This window comes from Austwickia sp. (assembly GCA_016699675.1).
Taxonomy (GTDB): Bacteria; Actinomycetota; Actinomycetes; order Actinomycetales; family Dermatophilaceae; genus Austwickia.
In genome coordinates, this window is the sequence record CP064985.1 from 4143148 (window position 1) to 4164982 (window position 21835).

Below are 21835 nucleotides of genomic sequence, written 5' to 3' on the forward strand. Positions count from 1 at the left end.
TACGCTGAACCCATGCACGGACGCGACGCCATGTACGAGGCGGCCAGCCTGTATTACCTCCAGGACCAGACCATGGAGGCCATCGGCGCGCGGCTCGGCATGTCCCGCTCGACCGTCTCGCGCCTGCTGCGCGAAGCGCGCGAGAGCGGGCTCGTGCGCATCACCCTGGCTCCCGGCACCCGGGTGCCCTCGCGACTGGCCGAGCAGCTCCAGCACGCCTTCGGGGTGACCGCTCACGTCGTACCCATTCGGGAGTCCGCGCCGCCCGCGACGCACCTGGAAGCGGTGGCCCGCCAGGCGGCGAGCCTCGTCAACGGGCTGATGGGCGACGACACGGCCCTCGGCGTGGCCTGGGGCACGACGGTGAGCGCCGTCGCCACCCACCTGACCCCCCAGCCGACCCACGGCAGCGCGATCGTGCAGCTCAATGGGGCGGCGAGCACCTCCAGCTCCGGCATCGCCTACGCCGGGGAGATCCTGGCGCGGTTCGGCGCGGCGTTCGACGCCGAGGTGCACTACTTCCCGGTGCCGGCCTTCTTCGACTACGTGACGACCAAGGAGGCCCTCTGGCGGGAGCGTGCCGTGCGACGGGTCCTCGACCTCCACGAGAACCTCGATCTGGCGCTGTTCGGCGTCGGTTCGTTCTCGGGGCCGCAGCTGTCGCACGTGTACGCCGGCGGCTACCTCACCTCCCAGGAGATGGCCGAGCTGCTACGGCTCGGCGCCGTCGGTGACATCTGTACGGTCACGCTGCGGGCCTACGGCTCCTATGCCGACATTCCGCTGAACGCCCGGGCCTCGGGCCCCAGCCCCGCGGTGTTGGCCCGGGTGCGCCGGCGGGTGTGCGTCGTCGCCGGCAGGCACCGCGCCGCGGCCACGGTCGGCGCGCTGCGCTCGGGCGCGGTGACCGATCTCGTCATCGACGAACCGACGGCCCGCGCGGTGCTCACCATCAGCGGCGGGGGTCCGGAGCGGCCCAGGAGGTGACCGAGCCACGGTGATCGGGCGAGCGAGCGACCTGTCTACCTGACCTCCCCTCCGCTTCTCGACCACGCGAGCGGTCGGGTCGCCGTACGGTGGATCGGTGCCCGACGCGACGGTAACCCCCGCCCCTCCATCCCGACGCGCCGAGGAGGCCTGCTCGCGGATGTGGGACGACGTCGACGCGCCCGTGTGGGGTACGGCGACGCGGGCGGCGTTCTGGCTCTGCCTCGAGCAGCCCGGCCCCTGGGGCGTGCACGCGTTCGTGGACTCCCGCCTCGACCCCGCGATCGGCGGCCCGCTGGACGAAGCGACCCGGGCCGCCGGCGGCCGCGCCCTGCTGATCCGCGCGGTCGGCGACCGGCGGCCGGGCGACACCGTCGGCCCGCGACGGATCTTCCTCGCCGGCGGAGCCGCGACAGGGAAGCCCTGGCTCCTGCAGGGCCTCATCGACGATCCCGCCGTCCTGGTGTCGCTGCCGTGGGCGGCCGTCGCGGCCGGGGACGCCGCGGCCGCGGTCGCCGCCCTGCGGGAGCTCGCGCCGTGTCCCGCGCCGCTGCTGCTGGTGTGCACCAACGGCAAGCGTGATCAGTGCTGCGCCACGCGCGGCCGGGCGGTTGCGGGCTATGCGGCCGGCCAGCGCGGCCCGTTGGTGTGGGAGTGCACGCACACGGGGGGTCACCGGTACGCGCCGACCGGGCTCGTCCTGCCCCACGGGGCCATGTTCGCCCGCCTCGACGGCCCGCTCGCGGTGGCGGCGTTGGACGCGGCCGCCGTCGGATGCCTGCCGGCCGTCGTCGGCACGGCGGGCGGAGGTTACCGACACCTGCGCGGCCTGGCCCACCTGGACCCGGCGGCGCAGGCGGCGGACGCCTCCGTGCGGGAGGTGACCGGCGAGACGTCGTACGACGCGTTGTCCGTCAGCTCCGCGGGACGCGGCGGCGTGCTGGGCCGGCTCATCGGCGCGGCCCGACGGCGGGCGGCGAGCCGGTACGTCGTGGCGCACCGCGACGGCCGGTCCTGGCCGGTGGTCGTCACGGCGCGGACGGCCCCGGCCCCGCCCGCGTCCTGCGGCAAGCCCGGGCAGGACCAGACGACGTACGTCGTGACCGGCGAGCCCAGCTGACCCGGCCAGACCCGCTGAGCCGGGCGAGCGCGTCCGCTCAGGCGTCGATGCGCTCCCGGTCGAGGGTGTGCGCGCTGTCCACGATGAAGTCCTTGCGCGGCGGGACGTCGCTGCCCATGAGCAGGTCGAAGACGCGCTCGGCGGCCTCGGCGTCGGCGAGTGTCACCCGCCGCAGCGTGCGCGCAGCCCGGTCCATCGTCGTATCGGCCAGTTGGTGGGCGTCCATCTCTCCGAGCCCCTTGTAGCGCTGCGGCTCCTTGACCGACCGGCCGGACTTGCGCAGCCGGGTCATGGTGGCGCGCATCTGCGCCTCGGAGTACGTGTAGATCAGCTCGTTCTTCTTCGCCCCCGGGTTGACGACCTCGATGCGGTGCAGTGGCGGCACCGCGGCGTAGACCCGACCGGACTCCACCAGCGGGCGCATGTAGCGGAAGAACAGCGTCAGGAGCAGCGTGCGGATGTGCGCGCCGTCCACGTCGGCGTCGGTCATGATGATGACCTTGCCGTAGCGGACCTGCTCCAGGTCGAAGCTGCGACCCACGCCGGCGCCGATGACCTGGATGATCGAGGCACACTCCGCGTTCTTGAGCATGTCCCCCACGGACGCCTTCTGGACGTTGAGGATCTTGCCGCGGATCGGCAGCAGCGCCTGGAAGTCGCTGTCCCGCGCCAGCTTGGCCGTGCCGAGGGCGCTGTCGCCCTCGACGATGAACAGCTCCGTGCGGTCCACGTCGCTGCTGCGGCAGTCCGCCAGCTTGCTGGGCAGGGTGGAGGTCTCCAGGGCGTTCTTGCGGCGCTGGTTCTCCTTGTGGGTGCGCGCCGAGATCCGCGACTTCATCTCGGCGACGACCTTCTCCAGCAGCTGGGCGCCCTGGGCCTTGTCGTCGCGCTTGGTCGAGGTCAGCCGGGCGGTCAGTTGCTTCTCGACGACCCGGGCGACGATCCCCCGCACGGCGTTGGTGCCGAGCACCTCCTTGGTCTGGCCCTCGAACTGCGGCTCCGCCAGCCGAACGGTCACGACGGCAGTCAGGCCCGCGAGGATGTCGTCCTTCTCGACCTTGTCCCCGCCGACCTTGAGGCGCCGCGCGTTGACCTCCAGCTGCTGGCGGAACACCTTGAGCAGGGCCTGCTCGAAGCCGGCCACGTGGGTGCCGCCCTTGTGGGTGTGGATGATGTTGACGAACGCCTCGGCGCGGGTGTCGTAGCCGGTCCCCCACCGTACGGCGACGTCGACGTGGCACTCCCGCTCCACGTCGGTGGGCGTCATGTGGCCCTGCGCGTCGAGCACCGGCACCCGCTCGTGGAAGTGCCCGACGCCCTGCAGCCGCCACACGTCGGTGACCGGCGCGTCCGGCGCCAGGAACTCGCAGAACTCGCCGATTCCGCCGGAGTGCAGGAAGCGCTCCTCGGTAGCCCCGTCGGCCCCGTCCTGCCGGCGCTCGTCGCGCACCACGAGTTCGAGTCCGGGCACGAGGAAACTCGTCTGGCGGGCCCGGGCGACGAGCTCGTCGTAGGCAAAGCCTGCCTCCGGCAGGAAGATCTGCCGGTCGGCCCAGTAGCGGATGCGGGTGCCCGTGACGCCACGCCGCGCCTTGCCGACGACCCGGAGCTCGCTGCCCTCGACGTACGGCGTGAACGGCGCGTCCACGCGCGGCCCCTTGGGGCCGTCGGCGAAGACCCCGGGCTCGCCCCGGTGGAAGCTCATCGCGTAGGTCTTGCCGCCCCGGTCGACCTCGACGTCCAACCGCTCGGACAGGGCGTTGACCACGGACGCGCCGACCCCGTGCAGACCGCCGGACGCCGCGTAGCTGCCGCCGCCGAACTTGCCGCCCGCGTGGAGCTTGGTGAAGACCACCTCGACCCCGGAGAGGCCGGTGCGGGGCTCGATGTCGACCGGGATGCCGCGGCCGTCGTCCCGCACCTCGACGGAGCCGTCGTCGTGCAGCACGACATCGATGTGGGCGCAGTGCTCCCCCAGCGCCTCGTCGACGGCGTTGTCGATGATCTCCCACAGGCAGTGCATGAGGCCGCGGCCGTCGGTGGACCCGATGTACATCCCCGGTCGCTTGCGCACCGCCTCGAGGCCCTCCAGCACCTGGAGGTGGCGTGCGCTGTAGCTACCCGGCGTGTTGGCCGGCGTCGAGACGGCCACAGATGCCGTCCTTTCTGCAGGTGAGAGTGCGTCGTTGGTCGCCGTTCAGGGTATCGCCGCGCACTGACAGAGCTCGCGTGCGCCACGCCCCGCGGCCATCCTTGACCGGGGAAAGCCCGAGATTGCCCTTGTCGCAGGGGCATAGCCGTCGATGAGAGGGGTATCAGCGGTCCGAGAACCCGACCTGCCGACCAGCGCGTGCTGTCCGGCGGGAACACCTGGGCATGCTTGACTGTTGGACGAGTCGAGGCTCATGGCCCGCGCCCGACCCACCCGGGGTCGCTCAGCGGGGGCTATGGCGGGAAGGTTGACGTGAGCACTGCACTGGCGAACACTCTGACCGCCGCTGACCGCTGCGACCGGTGCGGCGCACAGGCTTATGTGCGCGCGCGGCTGGCATCCGGGGGGGAGCTGCTCTTCTGCGGCCACCACGCCCGCCAGCACGTCCCGGCCCTCAGCGGCATTGCCGAGATCTGTGACGAGACCGGCCGGCTCTCCGCGGAGATGACGCTCGAGAGCTGAGGACGTGGACCTCCCGGTCGTTACCGCGCTGGCCGCCGTCGGCATCCTGATCGGACTCGCCGGCATCGTCGTCCCGGTCTTGCCGGGACTGATTCTTGTCCTGGGCTCCGTCCTGTTGTGGGCGCTGGTGGCCCACGACCCGGTGGGGTGGGGCGTGCTGGCCGCGGCTGCCGCGATCGCGGCGCTCGGGTGGACCCTGCAATACCTGATCCCCGGCCGGCGGCTGCGCGACGCGGGGGTGCCTCAGCGCACCCTCGTGGCGGGCGCGGTCGGTGGTGTGCTGGGTGTGTTCCTCATCCCGGGCGTCGGCCTGCTCGTGGGTTTCGTCTCCGGGGTCTTCCTGGCTGAACTGGTGCGGCAGCGCACGGTCGCGGCGGCCTGGCCGTCGGTACGTCGGGCGTTGGTGGCGGCGGCCACGAGCTTCGGCATCGAGCTGTCCGCGGGGACGCTGATCGCCACCGTATGGGCGGTCGGGGCCTGGCGCCTTCTGGGCTGACCTTGCCGGGCTGACCACGAGGAGCAGCGGTCTGGAGGCCGGTTGGTACCGCGGCCTTCGGGTGAGCGGCCTTCGTTGAGAGGACGGCGTTCGGGGGCCTTCGCTTAGAGGCCTTCGCGCCGACGCTTCTCCCAGCGGTCATCCATCTTCTGCAGGAACGAACCGCCGTTGCGGGCCTTCTTCGTCCCCTTGGCCGGCCGGGCTGGGCCCTGGCGCTGCGCCGCCGACTGAGCGGCATCGGAGCGGCTGCCCCGCGGCGGGGTCATCGCCCAGGCGACGCCGGCGACCATGATCACGAAGCCCACGACGCCGAGCGGGATGCTGGCCGCGTTGACGCCGAGAACGACGACCGCGAGTCCGAGGACCGCCACGATGATGCCGCCCACCAGGTGCGTCCGGGAGGTGCCGCCGGGCCGACCGTGGCCCTTCATCTGCGTGGCGAACGACGGGTCCTCGGCATAGAGGGCACGTTCCATTTGGTCCAGGAGCTTCTGCTCGTGTTCCGACAATGGCATCCGTTGCCTCCTTACGCCGAGGCGCTCCTTGCGAGACGCGCACCGAACCAGTTGGGTGGTCATACCGTAACCGCTTCAGCATCGTCAAGGACGCCCGCCCCCCGACACGTCGTGGTGTCGGTCTCACCAGGATAGGCGGCGTTTTCCCGTTTCGATAGCGCAGGGGCCAACCACTCGGCGACGACCCCCGGGACGGCTGACCCGGTCGACCGCCAGGATGGCTCGGCGCTCGTGGGGAGTCCGGCTCTAGGGGCCCTGACCAGGTCCCTCGCCGGGCGACGTGCGCCGCCGTGGCGCAGCGGTGTCGGTGTCCTTGCGGGGCCGCCGACCCACCAGCGATGCCGGCTGGACGGCCCCCGCCCCGAACCGTGCGCTGGCCCTGTCGACCGCGCGGTCGGCGTCGCGCCACCCGTGTTCCGGTTCGTCCAGCAGCCCCTGCACCGGGGCGGTGGCGGCCTCCTGGAGACCTTCGAGGCGGACGCCCACGAGCCGGATCCGGACCCGGCGCAGTCCGAGCCCGTCGAAGAGCGAGACGGCCGTGGCGTAGATGTCCCGACTGACGTCCGTGGGGCCGCGCAGCGTGCGCGACCGGGTGATCGTCGTGAAGTCGGCGAACCTGACCCGGATCGTCACCGTTCGACCCATCATCCCCTGCGCGCGGGCCCGGGCTGCGGTCCGGTCCGACAGGCGCAGCAGGCGACGCCGGATCTCCTCCGGATCGTCGATGTCGTAGGAGAACGTCTCGTCCGACCCGACGGACTTCTCGGTGCGGGCCGGCGCCACCCGGCGCGGATCCCGTGCCCAGGAGAGCTCGTGCAGGTGGACACCGGTCTCCCCCAGCGCGCGGCGGAGCGTCTCGGCGGGGGTGTGCGCGATGTCGGCCACGGTGTGCAGGCCGAGCCGCACCAGTTCTTCCTCGGTGCGCTCCCCCACGCCCCACAGCGCCCCCACGGGCAGCTGCTGCACGAAGGAGGTGGCCTCCGCCTGCGGCACGACGACGAGCCCGTCCGGCTTGGCCAGTCCCGAGGCCAGCTTGGCGACGAACTTGGTCGCGGCCACCCCCACCGAGCAGGTGATCCCCTGCTCGTCGGCGATCGTGTCACGGATCTGCTGGCCGATCATCGCGGGTGAACCGAGCCGGCGCACGGCCCCGGCCACATCGAGGAAGGCCTCGTCCAGGCTCAGTGGCTCGACGAGCGGGGTGACGTCGCGGAAGACAGCCATCACGGCGTCGGAGATGCGCGCATAGAGCCGGTGATCGGGCGAGATCACGACCGCCTGGGGGCACAGGCGCCGGGCCCGCGCCATGGGCATCGCGGAGGCGACGCCGTACGTGCGAGCTTCGTACGTCGCCGAGAGCACCACCCCGCGATGACCCCCGCCGATGATCACGGGCCGCCCGCGCAGTTCCGGGCGGGACAGCAACGACGCGGAGGCGTAGAAGGCGTCCATGTCCACGTGCAGGATCGTGCAGCCGGTGTCGTCGGGGGGTCCGTCGCCGACGCGGGCGGGCAGCGCGTAGCGACGGCGGCTCACGGGCCGGCCCCCGGCCGACGCGGCCCCCGAGGGGGCCGCCCGGGCGTACGCCGTCGCCGGATGCCGGGGCCCGCCGTCCGGGGCGACCTCGTCCCTGGGCCGGCGCTCCGGTGCGACGTCGTCACGGTCGCGGACCTGGTCCCGGTCACCGTTGCGGGCGCCACGGTCGCGGATATGGACAGGGGCTCAGGGGCGCCGGGCCAGCAGGTGCAGGGCGCTGCCGAGCCGACCCAGCAGGTCGGCGTCGGGGTGCTCGGCCACGGCGCGCTCCAGCTCCAGGAGGGCGTTGCGGTCGGCGTCGCTGTCGACGAACGAGGAGGGCACCAGATCGGTGAAGACGCGCAGCCCGCGCGAGTCCACCACCTCCAGCCCCGCGGCGCCGACGAGATCGGAAACTTCCTGCGGGGTATATCGGCGCGGCACCGGGTCGGTCTCGCCGTACCGTCCATCGACGCTGCTGAGGGCGGCCTGCGCCTGGGCGAACCGGCCCGCGAGCGCGCGCGCCAGGACGACGGCGAGGCGCTGCGCGACGAGGAGGCTGAGCAGCCCCGCGGGAGCCAGGGCGCGGGCGATGTCGGCGAGGGTGCCCGCCGGGTCATCGGCGAGTTCCAGGACCCCGTGGCAGGTGAGCAGGTCCACTCCCTCCCCCAGGTCGAGCCGCGCCAGGGTCGAGGAGTCCCCCTGGACGGCCTCCAGATGGCGGGGGGCGTCGGTGATCCCCTCGTCGCGGACGCGGCGCTCCAGGGAGGCAAGGGCGTCCGGGCTGGGATCGACCACGGTGACGTGATGCCCGAGCGCGGCCAGGGGAACGGCGATGCCGCCGGTGCCGCCGCCGAGGTCGACCACGCGTAGCGGACGGCCGAGCTGCTCCGAGCGCTGCGCGGCGGCGGCGGTGACGCGTTCCCACAACATCGCGGTGCGTGGGGAGGTGGCCAGTGCCCCGCGGCGGCGGCGCGAATCCTCGGACATGGGCGCGTCCTCCTCGTGGGGCGGCGTTCGTGCCTCACCTTAATGCCCCGAGCTGCCGGGGCTGGAGTGCCACAACTTGCGCGGCGCGGTTCGCGGGGATCGCCCCGAGACCTGCTCGGCGTCGGCCACGGGACCGGAGTGGCCCACCCCGCCGACCCCCGGCGCCGCCGCGAGGCCCCGCCCCGAACGCACCTGCGCCCCCGGCGGGGCGACGTCCGCGTACGGCGACTGCCGGAACCCCGAAGGGTGCACCAGCACCCGCCGGGCGCCCAACCCCACACCCGAACCCCCACCCATGCCACCGGCGCGCGGGCCGCTCTCCCCGTCCCGGCCTCCCACTGCCCCCGCCTCGACGAGCGGGGCCCCGCGACCGCCGAATTCGGCCACCGCCCCGGCATGGGCCGGCACCGGCACCATGACGGGTCGGGTGGATCGGGACTCGGCGGCACCGGCGCGGGCGCCCTCGCCGTACGCCGGGTTCGGGGCCGCATCGAGGACCTCAAGGACAGCCTGCGATCCGCCCGTGCACCACAGGGCGTGCAGCCCGGACAGCTCCCACGCTCCGGTCGCACGCAGGGAGACCCCCCGCGGCCCGGTCCGGCGGACCATGCCGCGCACCACCAGGAGCCAGGAGTGGAAGACGGTGGCCGCATAGGGCCCCTGCACGTCCTCGAAGAACGTCGCGTCCACCGGTCCGGCGCCGTCGTCCAACGTCAGGAAGACCACGCGCCGCCCCGACCGGATCGGCGGCGTCTGCGTGGCGACCTTCACCCCGGCGACGAGGATCTCGGAGCGGCTGCGCACGTCGCGCACCCCACTGGAGCGCACCGCGCCGAGGTCGGCGAGCATCTCGCAGTACGGCGTGAGCACATGTGCCGACACGTCCATCCCGAGGATGTCGAGTTCGGCGCGGATCCGCTCGGCATCGCTCAGCTCCGGCAGCCCGGAGGCCGGGGTGAGGACCGGGGCGTCACCCAGGTCGAGGACGAGCTGGCGAGGGCGCTCGGCCGCGGGGACGGCGACGGCCGGCCCCTGCGACTGGCCCGCGGCGGCCGCGGCGATCTCCCACCCCTGCGGCCGATCCGCCGCGGCGACGTTCCCCTCCGGTGGCCGGTCCGCCACGGTCACGGAAGCATCCCACCCCTGCGGCCGATCCGGCTCCCGCCCCGGCCGCTCCGGTTCCCGCCCGAGCGGCTGGTGTGGCGCTGAGACGCGCGCCTTCACTTGAACTCCCCGGGCGCGTCGGCCCACCCCTCGACCCGCGCCCGAGGCGGCGCCACGGTCGACTGCGCGGCCCCAGCGATCCAGCTCGGCGACGTAGAGCAGGAGATCACGCCGGGTCAGCCGGCCGTGCCGGCCCAGCTCGCGCCGCGGATCCAGCCCGTAGAGGGCGTCGAAGGCGCCGGCGAGCACGAGCCGCTCCAGCACCGGCAGGCTCACCCTGGCGCGGCGCCAGAAGTCCTCCAGGTCGCCGAACGGCGCGCCGGCCACGATCCGCGCCACCTCCTCGGCGCTGATGCCCTTCACATCGGTCAGGGCCATCCGGATCCCCAGGCGGCCTGACTCGTCGCGCTCCACCCGGTAGGCCTCCGCGGAGGCGTTGACGTCCAACCCCAGAACGGCCACCCCGAAGTTGCGGGCGTCGTCGAGGATGAGCCGCTTGGGATACATGCCCGGGTCGTGGGTGAGGACCCCCGCGACAAACGCCGCCGGGTGGTGCGCCTTGAGCCAGGCCGACTGGTAGGTCGGCAGGGCGAACGCCGCCGCGTGCGCCTTGCAGAACCCGAACGAGGCGAAGGCGGCCAGAACCCCCCAGATCCGCTCGATGTTGGCGGCGGCGTAGCCACGGGCCCGCGCCGCCGGTTTCCACCACGTCTCGACCCGGTCCTGCCCGTCGCGCGATCCCAACGCGCGCCGCACCTCGTCGGCCTCCGCCAGCGAGATCCCGGTGGTCACCGCGATGATCTGCAGCACCTGCTCGTGGAAGACCACCACGCCGCAGGTCGGCGCGAGGGCCTCGGTCAGGGTGGGATGCAGCAGGTCGGGGGGCTCCCAGCCCTGCCGCGCGCGCAGGAACGGGGTGACCATATCTGATTTCACCGGACCTGGTCGGAACAAAGAGATGTCGATGACCAGGTCGTCGAAGGTCTCCGGCGCGAATTTGCCGATCAGCTCGCGCTGCCCGGGCGATTCGATCTGGAAGCAGCCCAGGGTGCGGGTGGAGCGGATGAGGTCGTAGGTGACCGGATCGTCCAGCGGGACCTGGTCCCGGTCGTCGATGTCGACGCTCACCCCCTCGACGCGGGCGATCTCGGTGATCGCGTGGGCCATCGCCGACTGCATCCGGATCCCCAGCACGTCGAGCTTGAGCAGCCCCACCGCCTCGACGTCGTCCTTGTCGAACTGGCTCATGGGGAACCCCAGCCAGCTCGCCTCCACCGGCGTGCGGTCGAGCAGTCCGCCGTCCGAGAGGATCACCCCGCAGGGGTGCAGCGCGATGTGCCGCGGCAGCCCGTCGAGGGCCTCGACCAGCTCGAAGAGCCGCGCCAACCGGGGGCTGTCGTAGCCGCTCGCCGCCAGCTCGGGCAGCTCCGCGATCGCGTGCCGGGCGTCGCGGGCGCGGATGTGCGGAAAGGCCTTGGCCATCTGGTCGATCTCGGGGGGCGGCAGTCCTAGCGCGGCGCCGACGTCCCGGATGGCGTGCCGCACCTTGTAGGTCTCCATCATCGACACGCAGGTCACCCGCGCCCCGCCGAAGCGGGCCAGGATCGCCTCGTAGATCTCGGTGCGCCGCGCCGACTCCACGTCGATGTCGATGTCCGGGAGCTGGGCCCGCAGCGGCGTGCAGAACCGCTCCATGAGCAGGTCGTGCGCGAGCGGCTCGACCCCGCTGATGCCGAGCAGGTAGTTGATCATGCTCCCTGCCCCCGAACCCCGCGCGGCCACCCGGACCCCGCGATCCCGGATCAGGTCGACAACGGCGGCCACCGTGAGGAAGTAGGTGGGGTAGCCCAGGGTGGCGATGACCGCCAGCTCGTCCTCGAGCCGGTCGGCGACCCGGGCCAGGAACGCGGCGTCCCCGGAGCGCGCGGCATAGCGCTGCCCCACTGCCGCCCGGCACCGCTGTGCGAGCACCCGCTGGGGGTCGACGCCCGGGGGTAGCCCGATGGCGGTCGGCTCGGGCAGGTGAACGGCACCGATGCTCAGGTCCTCGCGGGGGTGCTGGATGCAGGCGATGCCCAGGGCGACGGTCTCGCGCAGGAGCTCCCGGGCCGCCACGTCGCCGCCGGCGATGCGGCGAGCCACGGCGTACATGGCCTTGGCCCCCGCGAGGTGCCCCGCCGTCGTCGTGCGGTCCAGGTGGCGCTCCGCCAGCGGGACCAGCCGGCGGGCCGCGTCGAGCAGATCGGCGACCACGGCCTGCCCCGGCTCCACGTGCCGGACGGCCGCCGTGAGCACCACCGGCAGCCCGGCGCGGATCCCCAGCCGGGCCAGCGCCCCGCAGTGCGCGGCGCTGCCCGGACTGTCGGGCGGCCCGTCGTGACAGGTCAGCTCGATCGTCACGGACCCGGCCGGCAAGGCGTCCACCCAGCGGCGCAGCAGCGCCTCCGCCCTCGCGTAGCGCCGGGCGAGGACGGCCCGGCCGACATCGGAGTCGGGGCCGAGCAGGACCACCAGGCTGCCCGGCGCCGCCTCCTGATAGGAGGGCCGACTGCCGGCGGTCCCCGGCCGGGGACCGCGGCGCACCTGGCTGCCACGCGCGACCGCCCCCGGACGCGGACCGCGGAGATCGTCCGCCGCGTCGCTCACGCCGCTCCCGACGGATGCGCGGCGGGTGTGTGTGTGCTCGGCGATGAGTTCCACCGTGCTGACGGGCCGGCCGCGCTCCCCGCGCAGGTGGGTCGCCGTGACCAGGCGGCACAGGGCCGCCCACCCCTGCCCGGGCGCCATCCCGGAGGCCGCCCCCCGGGCCAGCACGGTCACCCTGGGCAGCCGGTCGTCGACGGGCATGCCCCCGCGGGCGGGGGTCCGGCGCACGCCCGAACCCCGTGCCACCAACGACGCCCCGCCGGGTGCCACCGGCGTGCCGTCCCCCCACGCGGGCGCCACCGCCAGGTCCACCCCGAGGATCGGGGCGATGCCCGCCTCCGTGCAGGCACGAGCGAACCGGATCGCGCCGTAGAGCCCGTCCCGGTCCGTCAGCGCCAGGGCTGGCTGCCCGTCGGCGGCGGCGGCTTCCACCAGGCGCGCGGGAGCCGACGCGCCGTATTGCATCGAGTACGACGACGCCACGTGCAGGTGCACGAACTCCGCACGCATCCGGCTCTCCTCACGATCGCTGAATCTGTCGGGGGCCCGCTCGATGAACCTCGACGCGGGTGATCACCTGGGTGACGGCGGCTGCCGCCGACCCTCCTTCGACGAAGCCGCTCAGGGCCAGCCGACGGCCGCCAGCGGCCCGGCGGGGGCGCCGGTCTCGGTCGGAAGCCCGAGGGCCCCGCGGACGAGGGTGGCGAAGGTCTCCGCCGAGCGCAGCACGTCGTCGGCCTCCCGGCGGGTGGGTGTCGCCCCGCCCTCCACCTGCGCCCGACGCGCACCGATCAGCGCGAAATAGTCGGCCCATTCGCCCAGTTCGGGGGCGATGCGGCCGAGGTGGGACCACACCGTGCGCACCGGACCGCCGCGCAGACCCGCCTGCGGGTGGGCCGCCAGCAACGCCGCGGCGCACCGCAGGGCGCCGAGGTGGGCGGCGACATAGCGGTCGGCCGAGGTGGTGGCCCGACACGCCGCCAGCAACGTCGCCTGGGCCCGATCGAGCAGGTCCAGCGCGGACCCGAGGCCATCCCCCCGGGGCCCGGCCGCCCGCCTCTCAGGCCCGGCCGCCCGCCGCCCAGGGACGGCCGACGCGGCCGGGACGGTCGCCGGAACCGCTCGGGACATCGGCTGGGGGACGACGTCCGGGATGGTTGGGCAGAGGGTCATCACGACTCCTTCGTTGGCAAGGCTGTCGGTTGGGGGAAGAGAACTGTCGAGACCGGGGGGCACCCGCCGGTCAATCGGCGACCCGCAAGAGCCGCCAGGCATGGGACCGTCCGAGGTCATAGACGCCGGTGTGCAAGGCCCGCCCCGGGCTGGCGGCCACCCGCCACACCCCTTCCTCGAGGTCCTCGGCGTCGAGGTGGCCGGATTCCAGGGCCGTGCGCCACCAGGCCCGTCGCTCGCGCCAGTGATCGAGGACCTCGCGCACGACGTACGATCTGCCGCGCCAGGTGAAGGCGACCGGAACCGCGGCAGTCTCGTCGAGCAGCACCGCGATCGGTTCGTCCATGCGTCGCACAACCCCTCCTCACCAGCACCGCACCGTCGAACACGCGTTTCGTATCCGTGTTCGATGCAGGGAATGCTACGGGAGCCCTCCGACAACGCTCAACACCCCCGCGGACAAGTGAGACGCAAGCGACGTCGCGCCCCCGATTTCCGCGACCCGACACGGCACGTCGGGTTGCCGTTCGCGCCCTCATCAGGCGGAATAGAGGAGGCGGACGCGTCGTTGCCGCCCTGGTGCCCGTCGGGGCGCCCGCGCCCGGCCCGCGCCTTGGCCGCTGGAGGAGGCCCCATGGGCGCAGAGCTCGTCGCCTGGTCGTTCACCACGGGGTGGGCAAGCGGCATCAACGCCTACGCCGTCGTCGTCGTCATGGGTCTACTCGGCCGGTTCGCCCACGTCTCGGCGATCCCCGGGGCGCTCCAGCGCACGGACGTGCTGATCGTGGCGGCGATCCTGTTCCTGTTGGAGATGTTCGCGGACAAGATCCCCTACATCGACTCCACCTGGGACACCGTGCACACGGCCATCCGCCCGGTCGTCGGCGCCACGGTCGGCTACCTCATCGGCAACCAGAACAGCAGCCTCGACGCGGCCGTGTTCGCCGCGACCGGCGGCGTCACCGCCCTCATCAGCCACTTCGCGAAGGCCGGCATCAGGCTCGGCGTGAACTCCTCCCCCGAACCGGTGAGCAACGTCGTCGTGAGCACGGCCGAGGACGTGGCCGTCACCGGCGTGATCTCGCTCGCGGCGGCGCAGCCGTTCGTCGCCGCGGGCATCGCCGCCGTCCTCCTGGTGGTCGGCGTCATCCTCGCGTTCTGGCTGTTCCGGCGGGTGCGGCGGCTCAAGCGCCGGTACGACGAGTGGGGCGAGCGCACGTTCGGCAGCACGATCGCCCCGGCCGACTGACCCGCAGCCGACCTGCGGGGGCTAGCGCCGGTGAGACCCCGAGGGGTTTAACGCGGGGTTCAGGTCCCGCGGGCCCGCAGGACCACGACGGACTCGATCGGGCCCACCGGGTCGAGGGTGAAGAACGCCGTGTCGTGCACGGGCCCCGTCTCGTCCTGCGTGGTCAGCCAGACCACGACCTGCCGGGCGCCGTCGTGGACCATTCGTTCCACCCGCAGCCGCCCCCGCTGCTCCGCCAGCCGAGCCACCGCCGCCTCGCGACCCGCCAGCCGGGTCCCCGACACCGGCAGCTGGACCTCCACGTCGGGGCCCAGGGCTGCCGCCGCCTGCGCCCAATCCCCCGCGTCCACCGCGGCGAGGAAGCGCTGCACCGTCGCCACCGCATCCCCGACCGATCCCTGAGTCGAGCCCTGAGTCGAGCCCCGAGTAGAGCCCCCGGCGAAGCTCCCAGCACCGGGGCCAGGGACCGCCGGCTGGGCAGCGCCCAGCCCCGCGGCGGAGGCGTCACCGGCCAGCGCCGACGCCGGCACCCCAGCCTCCGGCGTGGGGAGCTGGCCGACGAGATTGCGATGAACCTGCAGCGTCGCGGTCGAGCGGTTCATCGTGTAGAAGTGCAGGCCCGGCGCGCCCTCGGCCAGCAGGGCCTGCGCCAGCTCCGTCGTGATGGCGACCCCCTCGGCCCGCAGCGCGGTCGGGTCGCCCTCCAACGGGGCCAGCCGGTCCACGACGGCCGCCGGCAACGGCGTACCCGACAGCTCCGCCATCCGCGCCACCTGCTTGAACGAGGTCACCGGCATCAACCCGGGCACGATCGGCTCGTTGTGCCCCCGGGCGGCGACGAGGTCGCGCAGGCGTGCGTACGCCGTCGCATCGAAGACGAACTGCGTGACCGCGAACTCCGCCCCCGCGGCGAACTTGCGCACCAGCACGTCGGCGTCCACCTCCAGCGAGGACGCCTCGGGGTGCTTGTCCGGGAAGGCGGCGACGCCCACCGTGAAGTCCCCCAGGCTCCGCACGAGTCGCACCAGGTCCTCGGCGTGGTCGAGCCCCTCGGGGTGCGCGGTCCACGGGGCGCCCGGGCCACCGGGGGGATCCCCGCGCAGCGCGAGGATGTCGCGCACGCCGCCGGCGGCGTAGGCCCCGATCACCTCGCGCAGCTCGTCCACCGAGGACGAGACGCACGTCAGGTGGGCCATCGGCCGCAGCGTCGTCTGGTGCGCGATGCGCTCGGTGACGCGGACGGTGCGGTCCCGGGTGGATCCCCCCGCGCCGTACGTCACCGACACGAACGCGGGCGCGAGCGGCTCCAACCGGCGTACGGCGTCCCACAGCACCGCCTCCGCCGCGTCGTCCTTCGGCGGGAAGAACTCGAAGCTGAAGGCGGGCGCCTTCGCGGCGAGCAGGGCGGGAATCGCGGCGCGGGACATGGTTCCAGCCTAGGAGACGCCTGGCGACCGGCGGACCCGCCGACCGGGTAGGTAGGCTGACCGGACGGGCCGACCGGACCCGGCGAAAGGACGACGTTGAGCAGCATGTGGGACCTGGGCGCCTTCCGCGGCCGCGTCCAGCAGCGGATCGACGCCGAGGTGGCGCACCAGCGCGGCGTGCTCGCCGAGCTCGGCGACGACATGGCGCGCCTCGTCGACCCCATCGCCTCGCTGCTGGCCGGCGGAAAACGGTTCCGGGCGGCGTTCGCTCAGGTGGGCTACCTCGCCTGCGGCGGGACCGCCGACGAGGCGATGCTCTCCGTCGCCACCGCCATGGAGCTGTTCCAGGCGGCCGCGCTGCTGCACGACGACGTCATGGACGACAGCGCCACCCGGCGTGGCAACGCGACCGCGCACCGCGCGCTCGCGGCGGAACACGGCACGAACGGTTGGACCGGGGACGGCGACCGCTTCGGCGTCAGCGGGGCGATCCTCGCCGGCGACCTCTGCCTGGTGTGGACCGACGAGATGGTCGCCACCAGTGGGCTGCCGGCGTCGGAGCTGGCCCGGGCCCGGCGCGTGTTCGACACGATGCGCACCCAGCTGATGGGCGGCCAGTTCCTCGACGTGCTGGTGTCGGCGCGGGGCTGGGACGGGCTCGACACGACCGCGCGCGTCGCCCAGGCGCGGGACGTCGTGCGCTACAAGAGCGCCAAGTACACCATCGAGCACCCCTTGCTCATCGGCGCACAGGCGGCCGGGGTCGGCGAGGCTGACGCGGCCCGCCTCTCGGCGTACGGCCTGGCGCTCGGCGAGGCCTTCCAGCTGCGCGACGACGTCCTCGGCGTGTTCGGCGACCCGGCGACCACGGGCAAGCCGGCGGGCGACGACCTGCGCGAGGGGAAGCGGACCGTGCTGCTGGCGCTCGCCCTCGACGGGCTCGACGACGCCGGCCGCGCCCGGATGCTCGCCGGCCTGGGCCGGCCGGATCTGACCGCGGACGACGTCGCCGAGCTGCGCGACCTGGTCCGTCGGTCGGGGGCGCCCGACCGACACGAGGAACTCATTGCCGCGCAGGTCGCCGCCGCCCGCGCCGAACTCGCGGCGACGACGGGCCTGACCGAGCCCGGCCGGGCCGCGCTGGCAGACCTCATCGACCTGACGACCGCGCGGGAGAGCTAGGACTCACGGCCCGGCGTCCCCGGAGCGGCGTCCTTGCGGCGCGGAATCCTTCGGGAGCTCCAGGCGCGTCGGCCGCCGGTGCTGCCGCCGCTAAAAGGCTTCCTCCATCGCGCGGCGCCGTACCTCCGTCTTGTGGCCCGCCAGGATCGATCCCATCGCGCTGCCGCCGAGGAAGCTGGTGTCCGGGGTGAACAGCCAGGTCAGCAGCTCCGGATCGGACATCCCCCCGTCCGAGAGGACGGTGAACGTGCCCTTCATATCCGGTCGGGGACCGTCGGCCGTCAGGAACGCGGCGGGGATGTAGAGCGCCCTGTTCTCGCCGCGGCGGACGGCCAGCAGCTCCCGGTCCTGCAGCTGCCGACGCACGACCGCGAGCGGAACGCCCTGCAGCTGGGCCGCTTCGGGAACGGCCAACCAGGCGTCGACCATCCCCTCCAGCGCCGTCACCGCCGCCGCGTCCGCGGCGCCGCGTTCCTGGCTGCGGGTCGTCACCGCCGCCTCGCCCAGATCGTCCATCCCTGCGTCGCCCTTCCGGGACCTCTTCGCGCGCACAACGGGAGCATGCCATCCCGATCCGCCGACGCCCACATCCGCCCGTGCAGCCAGAGCCACCAAACGTTGAGGACGACCGTCCGACACAGAATTTCGGCGCGTCGCGGGCGGGATCCCGGCCGCCGGCGGGGCCCTCCGCTACGGTCGCAGACGGCACAGGGATCCCATGGGTCGCTCTGGACACCCCAGTCACCTCGGGCTCGTTCGTCACATGCGTCACCGCCCGCCGGGGCCCGCGGCTCGCCCGCGGCCACGGTCGACGGAACGCCGGAAAGGACCTCGACCACCGATGACTCCCGTCACCGACATGCCCCCCGCGCACGTCGTGGACTACGCCTCCCCGGCGGTCCGCGTCACCGTTCAGGCCTCCGGCTGGACGACGTACGTCGTACGCTCCGGCGACACCCTGTGGGACGTGGCGGAGCGGTTCGGCACCACGGTCTCCGACCTCGTCGCCCGCAACGGATTCTCCTCCGGCGGCGTCACGCTGCGCGTCGGCGACCGCATCTCGGTGCCGCGCGACGGCACGACGGGCGGCGCCGCCACCACGGGATCGACCGGCACCGGGGTCGGCAATTACGTCGTGCGCGCCGGCGACAGCGCCTGGGACATCGCCAGCGCCGCGGGCATCGACATCGACACCCTCCTCGCCGCCAACGGCCTGAGCAACACCTCGACGATCCTGCCCGGGCAGCGGCTCACCGTGCCCAGCGGCGGCTGGTCCACGGCCGGCGGGGGTTCCCGCCAGGCGACGAAGGCCGCCCGGACCGGGGCGGCCGACACCGGCGGGACGGCCGTCACCGTGCGGCCCGGCGACACGCTGTGGGACATCGCGACCCGGTACGGCGTCTCGGTCACCAGCCTGGCGAAGGCGAACAGCATCGACCTGGACTACCCGATCAAGCCCGGTGACCGCCTCACCGTTGCCGGCAGCCTCGCCTCCAGCGCCGCCTCCACCACCTCCACGGGCGCCCTGGCGTCGTCGGCCTCCGCCAACCTGAGCTACCTCAACAGCGTCGCCGTGCCGGACCGCACCCAGATCCGCTCGATGATCGTGTCGACGGCGCAGGCGCACGGGCTGGATCCGCGGTTGGCCCTCGCGGTCGCCTGGCAGGAGTCCCGCTGGTCGCAGCGCGCGGTGAGCGAGGCGAATGCCCTCGGCGTCATGCAGTGCCTCCCCTCGACGGGCCGCTGGGTCAGCGAGCTGATCGGACGGCGCCTCGACCTGCTCAACACCCAGGACAACATCACCTGCGGGGTGGTGCTCCTGCGCAGCCTGACCCGATCCACCTCCTCGGAGTCGGAGGCCCTCGCGGCGTACTACCAGGGCCTCACCTCGATCCGCGACCGGGGCCTCTACCAGGACACCTGGGATTACGTCGCCTCGGTGCAGGCGTACAAGCAACAGATGTGACCGCGCGGGCCTCACAAACGACCCGCGCGGGCTTGCCGAGACCGGTCAGTGGACCCACTTAGACTCCCGCTATGACGGCGACCCGCGACGAGCTTGTCGGCCGGCTGGTCGACGGTCGCTACCGCGTGCGCGCCCACCTCGCGGACGGCGGGATGGGCAGCGTGTACGTCGCCCTCGACGAGCGTCTCGATCGCCAGGTCGCCCTGAAGGTCATGCGCCCGGACCTGGCTCGCGACGCGGGGTTCGTCGAGCGGTTCCGCCGCGAGGCCCGCGCCGCGGCCCAACTCACGAATCCGCACGTGGTCGCGGTCTACGACCAGGGTCAGGACGAGGACGTCGTGTTCCTCGCGATGGAATACGTGCCGGGGCGCACCTTGCGCGCCCGCCTCGACAGCGAGGGAGCGCTCGTTCCGCGGGAGGCCTTGCGGCTGCAGCGTCAGATCCTCCAGGCGCTGGGGTCGGCGCATCGCGCCGGCATCGTGCACCGCGACGTGAAGCCCGAGAACGTCCTGCTCACCGAGTCCGAGCAGGTCAAGGTGGCCGACTTCGGTCTCGCGCGGGCGGTGTCCACGGTCACCACGAGCACGCTGGGCCCCGCGGCCTTCGGCACGGTCTGCTACCTGGCGCCCGAGCAGGTCGAGTCGGGTCGCGCCGACGCCCGCAGCGACGTGTACGCGGCCGGCCTGGTGTTGTTCGAGCTGCTCACCGGGCGCCGGGCGGTGGATGGGGACACGCCGATCCAGGTGGCCTACCGACACGTGCACGGCGCGGTGCCGGCGCCCAGCAGCGCGCGGCCGGGGCTGGCCCACCCGCTCGATGCCCTGGTCGCCTCGGCGACCCGCCGCGACCCCTCGGAACGTCCCGAGGACGCCGCCGCCTTCCTCGCCGAGCTGGATCGGGCCGCCGCAATCCTGGAGCCCGCCGAGCTGGACCTGCCCGCACCGGGCCGGATGAACCCGGCCGGCCCCCAGTTCACCGACCGGCTCGTCCGGCCGACCCAGCCGGTGCCGATGCTCGCCGGCTCGGTGGGCTCGGCAGGTCTCAGCGCCGCGGGTGGGGCGGGAGCGGGTGCGGCGTCCGAAGTCTCGCCCGCGCCCGGCGTACCGGGCGAGGACGCCACGGGCAGCGGCGCTCGCGTCGCCCCCGTCGCCGTGGGCGACGCGGGCGGCGGCGACGAGCCGCCCCCCACCGGCGCCCACCGCGACGCGGCGGACCGGCGCCCTGGTCCGGTCCGGAAGATCCTGCTCGCGCTGCTCGCGGCCCTGGTGCTGGTGGGCGGGGGGGTCGGCTGGTACCAGTTCCTCGGCCCCGGCTCGGCGCGGGTCGTGCCGAAGGTCGCCGGGCTCACCCAGGACCAGGCCGTCGCGTCGTTGGCCGCCCAGGACCTGCGAGCCGACCTGCGCCCGACGTTCTCCGACGACGTGAAGTCCGGGATCGTCATCTCCGCGGACCCCGGCGAAGGCGCCGAGGCTCGCCGGGCCACCGCTGTCGCGCTGGCCGTCAGCAAGGGCCCGGACGTCGTCACGGTCCCGGACGTGGCGGGCCGCAGCGAGGAGGCGACTCGGGCGGCGCTGCAGGACGCCCGGCTGACCGTGGGCTCGCGCTCGGAGGACTTCAGCGAGACGGTCGCGGCGGGGCAGGTGATCGGGACGGCCCCGAAGGCCGGGGAGACGCTGCGGGCGGGCAAGCCGGTGGGGTACGTCGTGAGCAAGGGCCGCAAGCCGTTCGAGGTCGCGGACTGGACGGGCAAGCCGCTGGCCGACCTGCAGAAGAGCCTCGACGCCGCGGGGATCCGGGCCCAGGTCACGGAGGAGTTCAGCACCGACGTGCCCAAGGGCGTCGTCATCAAGCAGAGCCCCACCTCGGGCACGCTCTACCGCGGCGACCAGCTCGCCCTGACCGTGAGCAAGGGTCCGGATCTCGTCCCCGTTCCGGTGGTTCAGGGCAAGCCCGAGGCCGAGGCGCGGGCCGCCCTGGAGAAGGCGGGCTTCAGGGTCCAGATCGACCGGATCCTCGGGGGCGTCTTCGGCACGGCCCGGGCCACCGACCCGTCCGGGGGCACGTCGGCGCCGCGGGGCTCGACCGTGACGCTGCGAGTGGTCTGACCGCCACGCCGCCACTCCCGCGCCGCTACTCCTGATGGGCGTAGCGCTCCTCGCGCCACACGTCACCGGTGAAGTGATAGCCGCGCTGCTCCCAGAACCCCCGGATCGGCGTGCGGTGGTACTCGATCTGCAGCAGCCACTTCGGCCCCTTCCACCCGTAGAGGTGGGGCATGACGAGGCGCAACGGCCAGCCGTGCTCCGGGGTCAGCGGCGCCCCGTTGAGGCTCGTCGCGAGCAGGCTGCGCGGCGCGCTCAGGTCGGCGACCGCCACGTTGGCGCTGTACCCGTAGACCGCGGACACCAACGCGTACGGCGCGTCGTCGGCCGGCGGCACCCGTCGTAACAGCTCCGCGGTGCGTACGCCGCCCCAGGTGACGTCGAGGACGCTGTGCCGCGCCGCGCAGTGGTGGTCGGCCGTCACCTCGACCTGCGGGAGAGCCTCGATCTCGGCCCAGGTCAACGCGTGCTCCGCACCGTCGCGCGTCGCGCCCGACACGGTCAACCGCCACCGGTCGAGGTCGAGCTTCGGCACCCGGCCGTAGTGCACGACTTTGAGGGTCTCCAACCGACGCTGCCCGGGCGGCAGCTGACGGTCGTCGGCGAAGTCGGGCGCGGTCATGATCGAG

18 protein-coding genes are annotated in these 21835 nt (G+C 73.6%); 8 read left to right on the top strand and 10 right to left on the bottom strand.

The window, feature by feature from the left end; genetic code table 11:
• Positions 1–12 precede the first annotated feature (12 nt).
• Both IPK37_18905 and IPK37_18910 read left to right on the top strand, forming a co-directional pair.
• Entirely contained in the window at positions 13–987 is a 975-nt protein-coding gene (locus IPK37_18905; protein ID QQS00812.1) for a MarR family transcriptional regulator, read from the top strand.
• A gap of 97 nt (positions 988–1084) precedes the next feature.
• Positions 1085–2107 (top strand): sucrase ferredoxin, encoded by a 1023-nt coding sequence (locus IPK37_18910; GenBank protein QQS00813.1) that lies wholly within the window; start codon positions 1085–1087, stop codon positions 2105–2107.
• Between the two features lie 37 nt (positions 2108–2144).
• On the opposite strand, the gene IPK37_18915 is transcribed toward IPK37_18910, so the two are convergent.
• Positions 2145–4259: a type IIA DNA topoisomerase subunit B gene (locus tag IPK37_18915; protein QQS00814.1), complete on the bottom strand. Its 2115-nt coding sequence runs from the start codon at positions 4257–4259 to the stop codon at positions 2145–2147.
• 312 nt (positions 4260–4571) lie between these two features.
• Between IPK37_18915 and IPK37_18920 the strand changes: the two genes are divergently transcribed.
• Together IPK37_18920 and IPK37_18925 are read left to right on the top strand one after the other, a co-directional pair.
• A complete protein-coding gene (locus tag IPK37_18920; protein QQS00815.1) occupies positions 4572–4781 on the top strand; it encodes a hypothetical protein in 210 nt (69 codons plus the stop codon).
• Positions 4782–4785: 4 nt separating this feature from the next.
• On the top strand, positions 4786–5277 hold the full coding sequence (locus tag IPK37_18925; protein QQS00816.1) for a DUF456 domain-containing protein: 492 nt from the start codon (positions 4786–4788) through the stop codon (positions 5275–5277).
• A 104-nt stretch (positions 5278–5381) separates the two neighbouring features.
• Here the strand turns inward: IPK37_18925 and IPK37_18930 are convergent, their stop codons facing one another.
• From IPK37_18930 to IPK37_18955, 6 genes are all read right to left on the bottom strand, one after another.
• On the bottom strand, positions 5382–5792 hold the full coding sequence (locus tag IPK37_18930; protein QQS00817.1) for a DUF3040 domain-containing protein: 411 nt from the start codon (positions 5790–5792) through the stop codon (positions 5382–5384).
• Positions 5793–6038: 246 nt separating this feature from the next.
• Positions 6039–7328: a DNA polymerase IV gene (locus IPK37_18935; GenBank protein ID QQS00818.1), complete on the bottom strand. Its 1290-nt coding sequence runs from the start codon at positions 7326–7328 to the stop codon at positions 6039–6041.
• A gap of 186 nt (positions 7329–7514) precedes the next feature.
• A complete protein-coding gene (locus IPK37_18940) occupies positions 7515–8297 on the bottom strand; it encodes a methyltransferase domain-containing protein (GenBank protein QQS00819.1) in 783 nt (260 codons plus the stop codon).
• A gap of 39 nt (positions 8298–8336) precedes the next feature.
• Entirely contained in the window at positions 8337–12617 is a 4281-nt protein-coding gene (locus IPK37_18945) for a DNA polymerase III subunit alpha (protein QQS00820.1), read from the bottom strand.
• A 111-nt stretch (positions 12618–12728) separates the two neighbouring features.
• Positions 12729–13238: a hypothetical protein gene (locus IPK37_18950; protein QQS03016.1), complete on the bottom strand. Its 510-nt coding sequence runs from the start codon at positions 13236–13238 to the stop codon at positions 12729–12731.
• A 112-nt stretch (positions 13239–13350) separates the two neighbouring features.
• On the bottom strand, positions 13351–13626 hold the full coding sequence (locus IPK37_18955) for a hypothetical protein (protein ID QQS00821.1): 276 nt from the start codon (positions 13624–13626) through the stop codon (positions 13351–13353).
• Between the two features lie 288 nt (positions 13627–13914).
• On the opposite strand from IPK37_18955, the gene IPK37_18960 reads away from it, so the two are divergent.
• Complete coding sequence (locus IPK37_18960) at positions 13915–14529, top strand: DUF4126 domain-containing protein (protein ID QQS00822.1); 615 nt, start codon at positions 13915–13917, stop codon at positions 14527–14529.
• Between the two features lie 59 nt (positions 14530–14588).
• On the opposite strand, the gene metF is transcribed toward IPK37_18960, so the two are convergent.
• The gene (gene metF, locus IPK37_18965; GenBank protein QQS00823.1) at positions 14589–15956 is read right to left on the bottom strand and encodes a methylenetetrahydrofolate reductase [NAD(P)H]; all 1368 of its coding nucleotides are present in this window, start codon (positions 15954–15956) and stop codon (positions 14589–14591) included.
• A 105-nt stretch (positions 15957–16061) separates the two neighbouring features.
• On the opposite strand from metF, the gene IPK37_18970 reads away from it, so the two are divergent.
• Positions 16062–17138, top strand: coding sequence for a polyprenyl synthetase family protein (locus tag IPK37_18970; protein QQS03017.1), 1077 nt, complete (start codon positions 16062–16064; stop codon positions 17136–17138).
• A 90-nt stretch (positions 17139–17228) separates the two neighbouring features.
• Here IPK37_18970 and IPK37_18975 read toward each other — a convergent pair whose 3' ends face one another.
• A complete protein-coding gene (locus tag IPK37_18975) occupies positions 17229–17654 on the bottom strand; it encodes a DNA-binding protein (GenBank protein QQS00824.1) in 426 nt (141 codons plus the stop codon).
• A gap of 325 nt (positions 17655–17979) precedes the next feature.
• Between IPK37_18975 and IPK37_18980 the strand changes: the two genes are divergently transcribed.
• Both IPK37_18980 and pknB read left to right on the top strand, forming a co-directional pair.
• Positions 17980–19104 carry a LysM peptidoglycan-binding domain-containing protein gene (locus IPK37_18980; GenBank protein QQS00825.1) on the top strand — a complete coding sequence of 375 codons (1125 nt, stop codon included), beginning with the start codon at positions 17980–17982 and terminating at the stop codon, positions 19102–19104.
• 71 nt (positions 19105–19175) lie between these two features.
• Positions 19176–21209, top strand: coding sequence for a Stk1 family PASTA domain-containing Ser/Thr kinase (gene pknB, locus IPK37_18985; protein QQS00826.1), 2034 nt, complete (start codon positions 19176–19178; stop codon positions 21207–21209).
• 25 nt (positions 21210–21234) lie between these two features.
• Here pknB and IPK37_18990 read toward each other — a convergent pair whose 3' ends face one another.
• Positions 21235–21828, bottom strand: coding sequence for a molybdopterin-dependent oxidoreductase (locus IPK37_18990; protein ID QQS00827.1), 594 nt, complete (start codon positions 21826–21828; stop codon positions 21235–21237).
• Positions 21829–21835 lie beyond the last annotated feature (7 nt).